Annotated in this window: 12 protein-coding genes; 5 read left to right on the plus strand and 7 right to left on the minus strand. The window is 66.1% G+C overall.

Annotation, left to right across the window (positions count from 1 at the left end; translation table 11 throughout):
- Positions 1-92: 92 nt before the first annotated feature.
- Genes AC3WUF_RS01265 through AC3WUF_RS01275 form a run of 3 tightly spaced genes read right to left on the minus strand, consistent with a single transcriptional unit; the run spans position 93 to position 3,137 of the window.
- Positions 93-227: a hypothetical protein gene (locus tag AC3WUF_RS01265; RefSeq protein WP_492421614.1), complete on the minus strand. Its 135-nt coding sequence runs from the start codon at positions 225-227 to the stop codon at positions 93-95.
- A gap of 4 nt (positions 228-231) precedes the next feature.
- On the minus strand, positions 232-2,259 hold the full coding sequence (locus AC3WUF_RS01270) for a linalool dehydratase/isomerase domain-containing protein (RefSeq protein WP_492421616.1): 2,028 nt from the start codon (positions 2,257-2,259) through the stop codon (positions 232-234).
- Positions 2,256-3,137: an oxygenase MpaB family protein gene (locus AC3WUF_RS01275; protein WP_492421618.1), complete on the minus strand. Its 882-nt coding sequence runs from the start codon at positions 3,135-3,137 to the stop codon at positions 2,256-2,258. The genes AC3WUF_RS01270 and AC3WUF_RS01275 overlap by 4 nt, the downstream gene beginning before the upstream one ends.
- Positions 3,138-3,213: 76 nt before the next feature.
- Here AC3WUF_RS01275 and AC3WUF_RS01280 point away from each other — a divergent pair, with 76 nt between their 5' ends.
- Positions 3,214-3,837 (plus strand): TetR/AcrR family transcriptional regulator, encoded by a 624-nt coding sequence (locus tag AC3WUF_RS01280; RefSeq protein ID WP_492421620.1) that lies wholly within the window; start codon positions 3,214-3,216, stop codon positions 3,835-3,837.
- An 82-nt stretch (positions 3,838-3,919) separates the two neighbouring features.
- Here the strand turns inward: AC3WUF_RS01280 and AC3WUF_RS01285 are convergent, their stop codons facing one another.
- Positions 3,920-4,726, minus strand: coding sequence for an SDR family oxidoreductase (locus AC3WUF_RS01285; protein ID WP_492421622.1), 807 nt, complete (start codon positions 4,724-4,726; stop codon positions 3,920-3,922).
- 94 nt (positions 4,727-4,820) lie between these two features.
- Here AC3WUF_RS01285 and uvrD point away from each other — a divergent pair, with 94 nt between their 5' ends.
- The 4 genes from uvrD (at position 4,821) to AC3WUF_RS01305 (ending at position 9,131) form a co-directional block, all read left to right on the plus strand.
- The gene (gene uvrD, locus AC3WUF_RS01290) at positions 4,821-7,085 is read left to right on the plus strand and encodes a DNA helicase II (protein WP_492421624.1); all 2,265 of its coding nucleotides are present in this window, start codon (positions 4,821-4,823) and stop codon (positions 7,083-7,085) included.
- A gap of 52 nt (positions 7,086-7,137) precedes the next feature.
- A complete protein-coding gene (locus AC3WUF_RS01295) occupies positions 7,138-7,971 on the plus strand; it encodes a M90 family metallopeptidase (protein WP_492421626.1) in 834 nt (277 codons plus the stop codon).
- Positions 7,961-8,401 (plus strand): ribosomal protein L7/L12, encoded by a 441-nt coding sequence (locus tag AC3WUF_RS01300; RefSeq protein ID WP_492421628.1) that lies wholly within the window; start codon positions 7,961-7,963, stop codon positions 8,399-8,401. The genes AC3WUF_RS01295 and AC3WUF_RS01300 overlap by 11 nt, the downstream gene beginning before the upstream one ends.
- A 67-nt stretch (positions 8,402-8,468) precedes the next feature.
- The gene (locus AC3WUF_RS01305; RefSeq protein ID WP_492421630.1) at positions 8,469-9,131 is read left to right on the plus strand and encodes a hypothetical protein; all 663 of its coding nucleotides are present in this window, start codon (positions 8,469-8,471) and stop codon (positions 9,129-9,131) included.
- Positions 9,132-9,162: 31 nt separating this feature from the next.
- Here the strand turns inward: AC3WUF_RS01305 and AC3WUF_RS01310 are convergent, their stop codons facing one another.
- From AC3WUF_RS01310 to AC3WUF_RS01320, 3 genes are all read right to left on the minus strand, one after another.
- The gene (locus tag AC3WUF_RS01310) at positions 9,163-9,816 is read right to left on the minus strand and encodes an SPOR domain-containing protein (protein WP_492421632.1); all 654 of its coding nucleotides are present in this window, start codon (positions 9,814-9,816) and stop codon (positions 9,163-9,165) included.
- A gap of 5 nt (positions 9,817-9,821) precedes the next feature.
- Positions 9,822-11,600 (minus strand): arginine--tRNA ligase, encoded by a 1,779-nt coding sequence (gene argS, locus AC3WUF_RS01315; protein WP_492421634.1) that lies wholly within the window; start codon positions 11,598-11,600, stop codon positions 9,822-9,824.
- Between the two features lie 225 nt (positions 11,601-11,825).
- A complete protein-coding gene (locus AC3WUF_RS01320) occupies positions 11,826-13,991 on the minus strand; it encodes a primosomal protein N' (protein WP_492421636.1) in 2,166 nt (721 codons plus the stop codon).
- Positions 13,992-14,156: the final 165 nt, after the last annotated feature.

The following is a 14,156-nucleotide window of genomic DNA, read 5'->3' on the forward strand; positions in this document are numbered from 1 at the left end:
GCTTAATGCGCCGGACGGGGCCTGCGTACTCGGCTTTGCAAGGTGCAGCATGCCCACTGTGCGCGGGGTTCAGGGTGCAGCAAAGCTCGGATTCAGGGGCGGTCGGCGATGGTCAGGCGCCAGCGCTCCGGGGCCTCGGCGTCCATGCGGAACAGCCTGGTCTTCACCGAGCGGACCAGGCCCGCGCAGAGCACCATCAACAGGGAACCGACCAGGCAGCAGGCCATACGTCTATTGCAGCGGAGTGACGTGAACCGCGCAATAGCGCTCGAGATCGACGTGCAGGCCGGCAAGCCCGCGTGCATCGGCACGGATCTCCGTCTCGACGCCGCCGCTGACGCGATAGCGTGCCTCGGGCCGCAGCTGCGAGAGCCCGAGCCGATGGCGGCCGCCGACGAGGCCCGGCGCCAGATGCAGGCGCAGATCTTGGCCGTCCGACACCGCGCCGGCGACCAGCACCTGCGGATACTCGGCGTCCTGCAGCAAGGGACCGTTGCGCCAGGGCGCCGGCATGCCGACGTCGACCAGATCGTGGAAGCCGTTGCCGCGCAGCACGCGCGCGGCGTGAATGACCGCGTGCGCGCTGGTCGACCCGCCCTTGTAATGTTGCACGCCGCCGACGATCTCGCTCGGGAACTCCGCATCGATACGCTGCAGCAGCAGATCGGCGACCTCGTCGTCGCCCATCTCGCGTGCCGATGCGGCGACCAGCGCGTAAGTCGTCAGCAGGCTGCGCCGGTAGTTGCCGAAATCGATCTTGTCCCAGCCATTCGTATGCAGCTGCACGCGACCGCCGGCGACGCGGATCAGGTCGTGACGGACGATCTCCCAGCTGCGTCGCGCCAGCTCCGGCAGCACCGGATGGATGAATAGCGCAGTCACCGCATCGGCCATCGTCGCGGTCAGCGCCGGAATGGTCGCGCCGGTGTAGTAATCGCGGATCGCGGTGATGCGGCCGTCGATCGTGACGAACTCGTTCTCGAGGCCGCGCCGGTAGCGCTCGCGGACTTCGTCCCAGTAATGAGTGCCCATCGCACGGTCGTGGCATTTCAGCGACAGCGCGCCGAAGTTGTTGCAGATCGGATAGATCCAGCGCGGCTCGCAAGGGAACAGGCAGAACTCCGATGCCGCCATGTTGCGGCGGATGATCTGGCAGATCTCGCCGAAGCTGGTTTCGTAGACCTGGCCCGATGGATGCGGGAGCTTGATCGAACCGGGCGTGTTGTAGCGCTGGTCGCCGGTGTTGCACAGGTTGATGCCGAGCATGCCGCCGTACCAGCCGTAGTACATGATGTTGTCGCGCGCGAGCGGGTTCGGATCGGCGCGCAGGTTTCCCCACAGGTTTTCATGGCGCCAGTAGCTCCAGCAGCGGTGATCCATCATCTTGTCGCTGAGGCGGTTCTGCGCCTGCGCCAGATAACCGCGAAACGCCGGCGTGCGGGTGTACATGTGCATGCCGAGCATGTAGGACATGTTGCAGATCTGGTAACGCTTCGCCGCTTCGCGGTATTCGTCGATGCGGTCGAAGCCGTCGAAGTTCGCGACCGGCTGCAGCGCGCGGTCGAGCATGAAGCGCCACAGCGGCAGATCCTTCTCGGCCAGCGGCTGCACTTGCGGCAGACCGGAAACGGCGTCAAGGCCGGTCGTCACCGTTGTCGTGGCCTGCTGCAGGTATTGATTGATGCGGTCGCGTTCGCGCTGCAGCGCCGGCTTGCGCAGCCGCATGCGCAGGGCAGCGAATCCGACCAGAGCCGCCATCGTCAGCGGCAGCCACAACCGCGCATCCGACCAGTGGCCGGCGAGTGTCGCGGCACCGGCGCGGCACATCGCGATCACCGGCATGAACGCCGTGCCGGTCCAGTGATCCATCCAGCCGGCGAACAGCGCGCTGCCCAGCCAGACCAGCACCGGTGCGAGGATGTTGCCGGTCGCCACCCACAGGAACAGCGCGACGACAAACAGCAGCAGCGTCCCGCCGAACAAGCCGACGTGCAGGGCGGTCGATGCCGCGCCGCCGGTCGCGTGAAGCAGAAAGCCGCCGCCGGGGATGACGAGGCCGAGGCCGAAGGATGCCAGCTGCGGATGAGGGCCCCAGGCGAGCGCGCAGCCGCCGGCAAACAGCAATGCATAGATCAGCAGCGTGCGCTGCCAGCGCGAGCGCGTCACCGGTCCGGCGAGCCCCTTGTCGAGTGCCAGCAGCGGCACCGGCCGCCCGCGCGTCGCAAAGCCGTACTGCGGCGGGGTCAGTGCGGTATTCATGGGTGCTCTCCACGGTGTCCGACGTCGTAGCCGATCGCGTCGGTATCGATCTGCCGGCCGTAGGCGCGGCCGAAGAAATCCGAGATGTGGCGCTCGCGCGGATCGGCCCACAGGCGTTTGAACAGGAACAGGCCCTTGACCGCGAGCGTCGTCAGCGCGGACTGCAGCGCGGTCGGCTCGGGCAGTGCCATCCGCCGGCGCAGCTGCGGATCGACCAGCGCGTAGAACACGCCAACCGCAGTACCGCGCAGCGGTGCCGGGAACCAGTATTCGGCCCATTCGTCGGCGAGCGCCTTTGCAATCGCGGAGGCCTCGGGTGTTGCGCCAAAATGCGCGCGCTCCTGGTCGAGCATCCATTCGAGGAACGCATCCGGCGTCTGCGGAATGTCGCGGATCTGCATCAGCTCTCCGATGCGGCGCCAGAAGCGGTACTGCGACGCGCACTCCTTGGCGCTGAACCCGGCATCGCCCATGAAGCGCTCCGACAGCCGGCGCGGCAGGCAGGCCAGCGTCGCCAGCGTGTACAGCGACATGTCGTTGTCGATAGCAAAATTGCTGTGGATGCGCACCAGGCGATCGGCGATGCGGCGGGTCGGTTCGCTGTCGCCATGCCGGTACAGCTCGCCGAAGAAGGTCAGCGAGTCGAAGTTGCGCTTGCGCGTGTCGCGGATGATCGGCCCACGGCCGCCGCGGTGCAGGATGCGCGCCATGCCCGGATGGCCGACGTTGTGGACGAACGCGACCGAGAACAGGCCATGCAGGAAGATCGGCGTGCCGTAGCGCACGACGAACGACAGCTGCGCGATGCGGTGGAAGTCCTTCTTCTCGTCCAGCGCCGCGATCTCGCGACGTGCCCAGAACCAGCCCTTTGCGCTCATGCCCGATTCCGTTGGCTTGCCATGTGCGCACCGTAATGCGAATCTTTAGTCGCATTCAATTCGCATTTCAGGGGTCATGCGCAAGAAGCCGAGCCAGGAGCGGTCCAGGGTCATGGTGCAGAGCCTGATCGATGCCACTGCGATGACGATTGCCGAGCATGGCCTGCAAGGTGCCACGGCGGCACGCATTGCCGAGCGCGCCGGCGTCAGCCCGGGTTCGCTGTACCAGTACTTCGACAGCAAGGAAGACCTGTATGCCGCGACGCTGGAGCAGATCGCGAATGGACTGCAGGCCCTGATCCATACGCAGATCGAGCAGCTGCCGCAGAAATCGATCGAAGCCTTCGTGGTCGATCTGCTGCACGCGGTGTGGGAGTTCCTCGAGGCCGACAACCAGCGCTACATGCAGATCACGCGCTATTGGGCGCAGATGGACTTCGTGCGCGTCATGAACAACCTCGAACGCCAGATGACGGTCGCGATGACGGTCTACGTCATGCATCACCCGCCGGCGGCACCGATCGTCGATCTGCCGACCAAGGTCTACATCCTGGTCAACAGCGTGCTGTTCACGATCGTCCGCTACATCAGCGAACCGACGCCGCATGTGTCACGCGAGCAGATCATCACGTCGATCGCGCAGATGGCGGCGATGATGATGGGGCAGCCGGTGGCGGCGTTGCCGAAGAAGAGACGCTGAGAAGCTCGTAGCCCGGGTGCAACCCGGGGCGCCGGTGGCACGCACAAAAATCCCGGGTTGCACCCGGGCTACTGGTCGCCTCCTACTTCAACAACTGCCCCGCAATCATCTTGCGCCATGCCGCGTCGCCGCCGATCAGGCGGCGGATGCCGAGCAGCCCCTTGGCGTCGCTGCCGACGACATAGCGCAGGCGGCCGGCCTTGTCGTTCGCCGCCTTCCAGATCGTCTCGGCGACCAGCGACGCCGGCGCGCCCTTGGCACCGGCCTTCTTCATGCGGCGGATGCCGCCGTCGACGAGATTGTTGTAGGCGGTCAGATCGCGGTTGTGGACGAAGGTCTCGGAGCGATCGTAGAAGTCGGTCTTGATCGCGCCGGGTTCGACGAGGCGTACGCGGATGCCCAGCGGCTCCAGTTCGAAGGCCAGCGACTCGGTGAAGCCATCGACCGCCCACTTCGACGCGTGATAGATGCTGTAGAACGGGAACGTCAGGCGCCCGCCCATGCTGGCGATGTTGATCAGCGTGCCTTCGCCGCGTTCGCGGAACTGCGGCACGATCGCCTGGCACATCCGCATCAGGCCGAACACATTGGTCTCGAACTGCTGGCGGATCTGCTCGTCGCTCATCGACTCGAGCGTACCGACGAGGCCGTAGCCGGCGTTGTTGACGAGCACGTCGATCTGGCCGAAGCGCTCCTGCGCGAGCTTGAACGCCGCAGCGATCGATGCTGGATCGGTGACGTCGAGCCGCGTGACCAGCCAGCGGCCGTCGTCACGGTCCGACTTCGGCGTGCGCATCGTTGCGACGACATTCCAGCCGCGCGCGAAGAACAGTTCGGCGGCGGCCTTGCCGATGCCGGTGCTGGCGCCGGTGATCAGTACGGTTTTCATCGTGAGTTCCCCGAAAGTGTGCGCAGATGCGTCATGCGCGAGTGTACGGTGAGAATATGACGCTGGGGACGCCGCCAACCGGTAGAATTCCCTCATGCAATGGTCCTCCCCCGATGTCTCCCCGCTGATCTCCTCCCTGAACCCGGCGCAGCGTGAAGCGGTCAGCGCGCCGCTGGAGCATCGATTGGTGCTCGCCGGTGCCGGTTCCGGCAAGACCCGCGTGCTGACCCATCGCGTCGCCTGGCTGATCGCTGCTGAAAATGCATCGCCGATGTCGATCCTCGCGGTGACGTTCACCAACAAGGCGGCGGCGGAGATGCGCGGGCGTATCGAGCAGTTGATCGATGTGCCGATCCGCGCGATGTGGGTCGGTACCTTCCACGGCATCGCGCATCGCATGCTGCGCCTGCACTGGAAGGAAGCCGGCTTGCAGCAGAACTTCCAGATTCTCGATGCCGACGATCAGGTGCGCGTCGTCAAGCGCGTGCTGAAGAACCTCGATCTGCCGGACGACCAGTGGCCGCCGAAAACCGTCACCGGCTGGATCAACGCGCAGAAGGAAGAAGCGCGCCGGCCGCAGCACTTCCGCGACGAAGGCGATTTCACGCAGCGCCAGTTCGTGCGCATCTATGCGGCGTACCAGCAGACCTGCGAGAACCAGGGCGTCGTCGATTTCGCCGAGCTGCTGCTGCGTGCCTATGAACTGACGCGCGACGATGCCGAGATCCAGGCGCACTACCACCGGCGCTTTCGTCACGTGCTCGTCGACGAGTTCCAGGACACCAACACGCTGCAGTATCGCTGGCTCAAGTTGCTGACCGGCAGCCAGGGCGTGCTGTTCGCGGTCGGCGACGACGACCAGTCGGTCTACTCCTGGCGCGGCGCGCGCGTCGAGAACATGATGCGCCTCGCGGTGGATTTCCCCGGCTGCGAGATCGTCAAGCTCGAACAGAACTACCGTTCTACCGGCATGATCCTCAATGCCGCGAATGGCCTGATCGCGCGCAACACCGGGCGCCTCGGCAAGGAACTGTGGACCGATGTCGGCGAAGGCGAGCCGATCCAGCTCTACGCCGCCTTCAACGAATACGACGAGGCCGAGTTCGCGATCAACCGCATCCGCGAGCATCTCGACGGTCGCTGTGCGCACAGCGACATAGCGATCCTCTACCGCATGAGCGCGCAGTCGCGCGTGCTGGAAGAGACGCTGATCCGCGCGCGCATTCCCTATCGCATCTACGGCGGCCTGCGCTTCTTCGAGCGTCAGGAAATCAAGGATGCGATGGCCTATCTGCGCCTGCTCAACAACCGCGACGACGACGTCAGCTTCGAGCGCGTGGTCAACACCCCGGCGCGCGGCATCGGCGCGACGACGGTCGAGAAGCTGCGCGTGTATGCACGCGAACAGGGCCTGTCGATGTGGTCGGCCTCCCGCCACGGCGCGAGCGTGCTGGGCCGATCCGCCGGCAAGGTCCAGGAATTTCTGGCGCTGATCGAATCGATCGCGGCGGAGACGCGCGACAGTGTGTTGAGCAAGGCGACGGACATCGTGATCCAGCGCTCGGGCCTGCGCGACTTCTATCTGAAGGACAAGAGCGAACAGTCCGAGGCCCGGCTGGAAAACCTCGACGAACTGATCAGTGCCGCGCGCTACTTCGAGCTGTCGCCGCTGGAAACGCCGCAGGAGGGCGAGCCGCCGCTCGATCCGCTGACCAGTTTCCTGACCCACGCTGCACTTGAGGCCGGCGAGTCGCAGGCCGGGCCGGGCGAGGACTGCGTGCAGCTGATGACCCTGCATGCCGCCAAGGGCCTCGAGTTCCCGATCGTCTTCATGGTCGGCATGGAGAACGGCCTGTTTCCGCATGCGCGCTCGACCGACGAGGGCAATCTCGAGGAAGAGCGGCGCCTGTGCTACGTCGGCATCACCCGCGCGCGCAAGCAGCTGTACATGAGTTACGCCGAGCTGCGTCGCCTGCACGGCGTCGAGCAGATCAATGGACCTTCGCAGTTCCTGCGCGAGATCCCGCCCGAGTGTGTCGTCGAGACCAGGCCGCGTGCGCGCATCGTGCGCCCGGCGTTTGCGAGCAGCGGCTATGGCGGCGGCAACTACGGCGGTGGCTATGGTGGGGGCAATCGCACGCCCGAGCCGGTCACACGCACCGCGATGACGCCGCGCCTGCGTGCCGAGTCCGGTCCGGCCGGCTTCAATCTCGGCCAGCGCGTGCGTCATGAGAAGTTCGGCGAAGGCACGATCCTGCAGTTCGATGGCGACGGCGACCGCACGCGCGTCGAGGTGCGCTTCAAGTCCAGCGGCACCAAGTGGCTGATGCTGTCGATGGCGAACCTGCTGCCAGTGTGATGGCGAATGATGCGGCCATCGGAAAGGGAATGACGGATCAGGGACGCCATCCATGAACTGGCCGCCACCGGAAGCTTTCGTCATCGCCGGCGTCGTACTCGCCTTCCTCGTGCAATGGCTGCGCAAGCCGCGTCGCGCCCGGTTGCGATCGGTTGCGCCGGAGGGCTGGCGCGAGCGGGTCTACGCGCGGGTGCCGCAGACGCAGTATCTGGCCGCGGGCCAGCGTCATCGCTATGAACATTGCGTCGAGGAATTTCTGCAGACCAAGCGCTTCATCGGTTGCGGCGGTCTGGAGGTCGACGACGACATGCGCATCGCCGTCGCCGGACTCGCCTGCCTGATGCTGTTGCGCGGTCATGCGCAGGTGTTTCCGGCATTGCATAGCGTGCTGCTGTATCCGGACCGCTTCTTCGTGCACAGCGACGAGCCGGACGAGCTGGGACTGGTCAGCGACGAGCCGGTCGAGCACATCGGTGAATCCTGGCAGGGCGATCGTGTCGCGCTGTCCTGGGCCGATGTGCAGGCGGCGCTGGAGGGCGACGAAGTGAATGTGGTCGTTCACGAGTTTGCTCACCAGCTCGACGACGAGAATCCGGAGACCGAAGGCGCGCCGGCGATGCGCGACTACGCGCGCTGGTCGGAAGTGATGGATCGCGAGTTCCGTCGTCTGCAGCGACACCGGCGGCCGCCGGTGCTCGATCCCTACGGCGCCGAAAGTCCCGGCGAGTTCTTCGGCGTCGTCAGTGAAGCCTACTTCCAGCGCGGCCCCGAGCTGCGCCAGCACCACGCCGAGCTCTACGAGTTGCTGCGCGAGTACTACCAGCTCGACACGGCGAGCCTCACGCCCTGGTCGGTACGTGTGATGGAGGCTGCCGATGAACGATGAAGCTTACGCGCTGCTGTCGCGGATTCAGGGTGGCGACAAGATCGGTGCCATCAAGCGCTTGCGTGAACTGACCGGCGCCTCGCTGCTTGAGGCCAAGGATGCGGTGGAGGGAATCCACACGCTTGCCGACGCGCAGACGGCGCTGATCGGCGTTCCTGGCAAGCCGCAGCCGCAGCCGCAGCCGCAGCCGCGACTCGGCGACACGCACTCCGTCGACATCGAAGTGCGCAAGCTTGCGCTCGGCGGCCAGCGCATCGCTGCCATCAAGCTGCTGCGCCAGCGCAACGGGCTCGGTCTCAAGGAAGCGAAAGACGTGCTCGATCAGGCCGTGCCGCCGCCGCCGCACAGCTACGGCAAGCTGTGGCTGCTGTGGGGCGTCTTCCTGATCGCGATGGCCGCGGCGGCCGCTTTCGTCCTGATTCAAACCTAAGCGCCAGCCGGACCGTCCAAGCAACAAGCTGTCGTCGCGACAGCCCCACACTTGGACGGGAACCCTGATGAAGAAGACAAGCATCGCCGCGTGCGCGGCACTGGCCGCATTGCCGGCCCTGGTCTGGGCCGGCGTCAACATCGATCACATCGAATCGGCGACCTCGAGCTTCGATCTGGTCAACGAGGACATCCGCATCGGCGCGAAATCGACGGTCAAGGATCTCGAGACCGTCAACGGCGGCATCGAACTCGGTGACGGTACCCGCGCCGCCGGTGTGGAAACGGTCAATGGCGGCATCGAGCTGGGTGCCGGCGTGCGCGTCGACGACGCCGAAACCGTCAACGGCGACATCACCGCCGGCGAGAACCTGACGGTCAAGGAAGATCTCGAAACCGTCAATGGCGACATCCGTGTCGGCAGCAACGCGAACATCGGCGCCGACGTGCGCACCGTGAACGGCGCAATCTCGCTCGACAAGGCGGTCGTCAAGGGCGAGGTCGTGATCTCGGCGGGGTCGATCGACACCGGCGCCGGCTCGCGCATCGGCAAGATCCGTGTCGAGGATTCCAATAACGGCTCGGACAACAAGAAGCGCAAGCCGGTAGTGACGGTCGGCGCGAATACGGTGGTCGGCCCGATCGTCTTCGAGCGCGACGGCGAACTGCGCGTGCATCGCACGGCGACGGTGGGTGAGGTGACGGGCGTGAAGGCGGTGCTGTTCGACTGAAAAGACGCGGCGCAAACGCTCCCGCGCAAAACTACTTCAGCTTGATCACCATCGCGCTGATGTCGTTCTCTTCGAGCCGCGCCATCGTCGCCTGCACTTTCTTCCAGTTCGACTCCGGACCGATGCGTACGCGGTAGTACGTGTCCTTGCCGTCGATCGTGATCGTCTCGATGCGCGACTCGATGCCGACCAGCGCCAGAGCAGCCTTTTGCCGGTCGGCTTCAGCCTGTGCCTTGAACGACGCGACCTGGATGATGAAGCTGCCTTCGCCGGCGGCGACAACAGCCGGCGGCGGCTTGTCGCCCTTGACCGCCTCCTGCGGGACCACGACTTCCTGATCGCGCAGGATTTCGTAGAACGTGAAGCGCGGCTTTTCCTTCGGCGGCAGCGTGATCGGTGCCTTCTTGTCGCCGCCGCGCTTGCTGTCGCCGCGCGGCTTGGCGGTGCTGGTCGCGACTTCGTCCGCCGCTTCGTTTTCAACGTCGGTGCCGGCTTCAACCGGCACCGCGTTGCGATCCATCGGGCGCGAGATGTACACGAACGCCGCCACCGCCAGACCGACCGACAGGCCGGCAAACAGCCAGACCCAGGCCGGCAATCCGCCGCCGCTCTTGCTCTTGCCGCCGCTGCGGCCGCGGGCCTGTTGACGGCCGTTGCCGCCGCGCTGCGCGTAGTCTCTGGACAAGTCGTTTACATCCTTTCCGGTGCGGACACGCCGAGAATGCTGAGGCCGTTGCGAATCACCTGCGCCACGGCCTGGATCAACGCCAGACGCGCGGACTGCAGCTCCGGATCGTCGTCGACCAGGAAGCGGTGCGAGTTGTAGTAGGAGTGCAGCGCCTCGGCGACGTCCTTGAGGAAGAACACGACCGTGTGCGGCGTGTACGCCGCCGCCGCGCGCTCGAGCATTTCCGGGTAGCGGTTGAGCAAGGTCAGCAGCGCCTTCTCGTGCTCGTTGCTGAGGCGATGCAGCGTCAGTTTCGCGGTCTCGCGATCCCACTGGCCGCCCTTGTCGCTGAGCTGCTTGAGCACCGTGCAGATGCGCGCATGCGCGTACTGCACGTAGTAGACCGGATTGTCGTTCGACTGCGAACGCGCGAGGTCGATATCGAATTCCAGATGCTGGTCGTGCGAGCGCGTCAGGTAGAAGAAGCGCGTCGCGTCGGTGCCGGCCTCGTCGATCAGGTCCTGCAGCGTGACGAAGTTGCCGCTGCGCTTGCCCATGCGGCCGGACGACAGCGTGACGAACTGGATCAGCTGCACGTTGAGCGCATCCTTGCGCTCCGTCAGGGCTTCGATCGCGGCGCGCACGCGGGCGATGTAGCCATGATGATCGGCGCCCCAGACGTCCATCAGCAGCGGAAAGCCGCGGTCGAGCTTGTCGATGTGATACGCAAGGTCGTTGCAGTAGTACGTCGCAGCGCCGTCGGCCTTGACCAGCACGCGATCCTTCTCGTCGCCGAACTGCTCGGTGCGCATCCACTGCGCGCCGTCCTTCTCGTAGATCAGACCCTTGTCGGCGAGGCGCTTGAGCGCCTTCTGCACGAAGCCGCTGTTGACCAGCGCAGCTTCGGAAGACCACTGGTCGAAGCGGACGTTGAAGGCCTGCAGCGTGCTGCGGATCACTTCGAGCTGGTCGTCGAGCGCGGAACGAACGATCGTCGTGTAACCATCGCCGAGCAGCGCTTTGGTACGCAGGATCAGCGCATCCGCATAGGCTTCCTGGCGCAGCTTGATGGCGTCCTTTTCCTTGTCGCTGACGCCTTCCGCTGCCACCGGCTCTTCCGGCAGGTCGGCCAGTACCGTCGACGCTGCGCGGCGGAACTGTTCGCCATGCGCGTCCTTGATCTTCTGCGCGGCGCGCTTGATGTAATCCGCCGGATAGCCGCGCTTGGGGAACGGCAGCATCTCGCCGCACAGCTCCAGGTAACGCAGCCACGTCGAGATCGCGAGGATGTCGACCTGACGTCCCGCGTCGTTGATGTAGTACTCGCGCCAGACCGTCCAGCCGGTGGCGGCCATCAGGTTCGACATCGCATCGCCGTAGGCAGCGCCGCGGCCATGACCGACGTGCATCGGCCCCGTCGGATTGGCCGAGACGAACTCGACCATGATCTTGCCCTTGATGCCGGAATCGTCGCGGCCGTAGGTGTCGCCCTGTTGCAGCACCTCGCTGACCACTGCCTGGAATGCCGCGGCCGCCAGATAGAAATTGATGAAGCCAGGCCCGGCCACCTCGACCTTGGAGACGCGCGAAGAATCCGGCAGCAGCTTGACCAGCTGCTCGGCGACCGCGCGCGGCGGCTTGCCCATCGCCTTCGCCAGCTGCAGCGCGAGGTTGGTCTGGAAGTCGCCGAACTTGGCGTCCTTGGTGGCGTCGAGCTGAATCGTCGGCGCCAGCTCGACCCCGCCCTGGGCCAGCGTGCGCTTGAGCGCCGTCGCCAACAGCTCCTGCAAATGCTCTTTCATTGTTCCGGTACGCAAAACGACCCGAGGGTCGCAAGGGGGCGAATTCTACCCGGTCGGGGCCGGGGGCGAACGGGAAGCGGGCTCCGTGGCGGTCTCTCGATACACCGTGCGCTACGCGCACTGCACTCGAGACGAGCGGAGTTTTGTCGGACAGGCACAAAAATGACCCGTTCGCATCGAGTGCCGCGCCATCGGCGCGGTGTATCGAGCTGCCGGAGCCAAACCTCACATCAGATCGTAAGGATCCACGTCCACCGACCAGCGCACCTTGCGCGCGCCGTCGACGCTGCCCAGCTGCGGGACTGCGGCGCCGAGCACCGCATGCAACGCCGCGCGGCTATCGGACTGCAGCAGCATCTGCGCACGCGCGTAGCCGGCCCGGCGCTCCATGCCGCTGGCCATCGGCTCCATCGCCATGACGCTCCGTCGCGTCGCGAACAGCGGCTGGGCGTCGGCGAGAAAGCGCAGCGCGCCACCGGCCTCCTGAGCTTCGGCGCGGATCAGTGCGAGATGGCTGTAGGGCGGCAGGCCGGACATCTCGCGATCCTTCAGCAGCTCCGCGCTGAGCGCGCGATAGCCGCGTTCGGCGAGCGTGCGCAGCAGCGGATGCTCAGGCTCGTGGGTCTGCAGCCAGACTTCGCCGGGCACTTCGCCGCGCCCGGCGCGGCCGGCAACCTGGGTCACCAGCTGGCCCATGCGTTCGACGGCGCGGAAGTCGGTGCCGTACAGCGCCTGGTCGGCGGAGACGATACCGACCAGCGACAGGTTCGGGAAGTCGTGGCCCTTGGCGAGGATCTGTGTGCCGACGAGGATCTGCACGCGGCCTTCGCGGATGTCCTCCAGCTGTTTCGCCAGCGCGCTTGGGCTGGTGATGCGGTCGGAATCGAAGCGGGCGACGCGGTACTGCGGAAAGCGGTTGGCCAGCGCCTGCTCGATGCGCTCGGTGCCGGCGCCGACCGCCAGCAGATCCTGCGCATGGCAGGACGGGCAAGTTCGCGGCAGCGACTGCTGTGCGCCGCAGTGATGACAGATCAGCAGGCCGCGGCCGCGGTGCATCGTCATGTGCGCGTCGCATTGCGTGCACGGCGCGCTCCAGCCGCAGGCGTGACACAGCAGCACCGGCGCATAACCGCGCCGGTTGATGAACAGCAGCACCTGGCCTTTGGCTTCGAGATGCTTGTCGATTGCCTTCAGCAGCGGCTGCGACAGGCCGTGATCGAGCGGCAGCGTGCGGACGTCGAGGATGCGCACCTTCGGCGGCGCGCTGCCGCGCACGCGCTGCTGCAGGCGCAGATGCCGGTAGCGCTGCTGCTGCGCGTTGTGCAGGGTTTCCAGCGATGGCGTCGCACTGCCGAGCAGGATCGGAATGCCGAGCTTCTGCGCGCGCAGGATCGCGACGTCGCGCGCCGAGTAGCGCAGGCCGTCCTGTTGCTTGTACGAGGTGTCGTGCTCTTCGTCGACGACGATCAGGCGCAGCTGCGCGAACGGCAGCCAGATTGCCGAGCGGGTGCCGACGATGACCCGCGCGCTGCCGCTGCGCGCGCGCAGCCAGGCCTGCTCGCGGGCGCGGTCGGTCATGCCGGAATGGAAGCTGACGACGCTGTCGCCGAGGCGGTCGCGGAAGCGCGCTTCGAGTTGCGGGGTCAGGCTGATCTCCGGCGCCAGCACCAGCGCCTGGCCGCCATTGGCGGTCAGCGCTTCGATGCGGCGCAGGTAGAGCTCGGTCTTGCCGCTGCCGGTGACACCTTCGATCAGGCTGACGTCGAAACCCTGCGCCTGCTCGAGCGCGGCCAGCGCGTCCGCCTGCTCGGCTGTCGGTGCCGGTATGGCGGCGACCGTCAGCGGGGCCTGATCCAGCGTTTGGGTCTGCAGCCATCCGTGGTCGACGGCCTGCCGGATCGTGGCGGCGCCGGCATCGAGCGATGCGCGCAGGCGCGGACCGTCGGCCAGGGCCTGCAGCAAGGCGCGCTGCGCGCGATTGCGTTCCGGAAGCTCGGCCAGGGCCTGACGACCGGCGACGGTCAGCGCATAAGCCAGCGGTTCGATCAGCTCGGCCGGCTCGCCGTGGCGCAAGCGGCCCGGCAGCGCCGCGCCGAGCACTTCGCCGAGCGGATGGTGGTAATAGCTCGCCGCCCATTCGCAGAGTGCCAGCAGCTCGGTCGGCAACAGGGGGCTGTCGTCGAGCACCGCGCGGATCGGCCGCAACGTGGCGCCGTCGGCTTCGCCTTCATAGGGTGCGCGGACGACGATTCCGACCAGTTCGCGGCGGCCAAAAGGCACCCGCACGCGGCTGCCGCGGCGCAGCCCCGCGACCAGTTCCGCAGGGACCTGATAGTCGTACTGCGCGAACAGCGGTACGGGGACGCAAACGCTGACCAGAATGCTGCTCAAGGCCTGTGGATAAGCTTGTGGATGTCCTGCCGACCTACTGGTGTATAGGAGGTCGCAGTGCAAGATCGGGGCCCGCCCGCAAGTTGGGCAAAGGGTAAATTTCGTTTGCAAACATTGGCTTCCACGAACATTGCAAGAATCTTACGGAAGATGACCTTGATTGTG

The sequence above is a fragment of the Fontimonas sp. FW305-C-3 genome (genome assembly GCF_058783185.1).

Bases quoted from the DNA above. Each gene is read 5' to 3' on its own strand.
- AC3WUF_RS01265 (WP_492421614.1), bottom strand. From the start codon at position 227: ATGGCCTGCTGCCTGGTCGGTTCCCTGTTGATGGTGCTCTGCGCGGGC.
- AC3WUF_RS01270 (WP_492421616.1), bottom strand. From the start codon at position 2,259: ATGAATACCGCACTGACCCCGCCGCAGTACGGCTTTGCGACGCGCGGG.
- AC3WUF_RS01275 (WP_492421618.1), bottom strand. From the start codon at position 3,137: ATGAGCGCAAAGGGCTGGTTCTGGGCACGTCGCGAGATCGCGGCGCTG.
- AC3WUF_RS01280 (WP_492421620.1), top strand. From the start codon at position 3,214: ATGCGCAAGAAGCCGAGCCAGGAGCGGTCCAGGGTCATGGTGCAGAGC.
- AC3WUF_RS01285 (WP_492421622.1), bottom strand. From the start codon at position 4,726: ATGAAAACCGTACTGATCACCGGCGCCAGCACCGGCATCGGCAAGGCC.
- uvrD (WP_492421624.1), top strand. From the start codon at position 4,821: ATGCAATGGTCCTCCCCCGATGTCTCCCCGCTGATCTCCTCCCTGAAC.
- AC3WUF_RS01295 (WP_492421626.1), top strand. From the start codon at position 7,138: ATGAACTGGCCGCCACCGGAAGCTTTCGTCATCGCCGGCGTCGTACTC.
- AC3WUF_RS01300 (WP_492421628.1), top strand. From the start codon at position 7,961: ATGAACGATGAAGCTTACGCGCTGCTGTCGCGGATTCAGGGTGGCGAC.
- AC3WUF_RS01305 (WP_492421630.1), top strand. From the start codon at position 8,469: ATGAAGAAGACAAGCATCGCCGCGTGCGCGGCACTGGCCGCATTGCCG.
- argS (WP_492421634.1), bottom strand. From the start codon at position 11,600: ATGAAAGAGCATTTGCAGGAGCTGTTGGCGACGGCGCTCAAGCGCACG.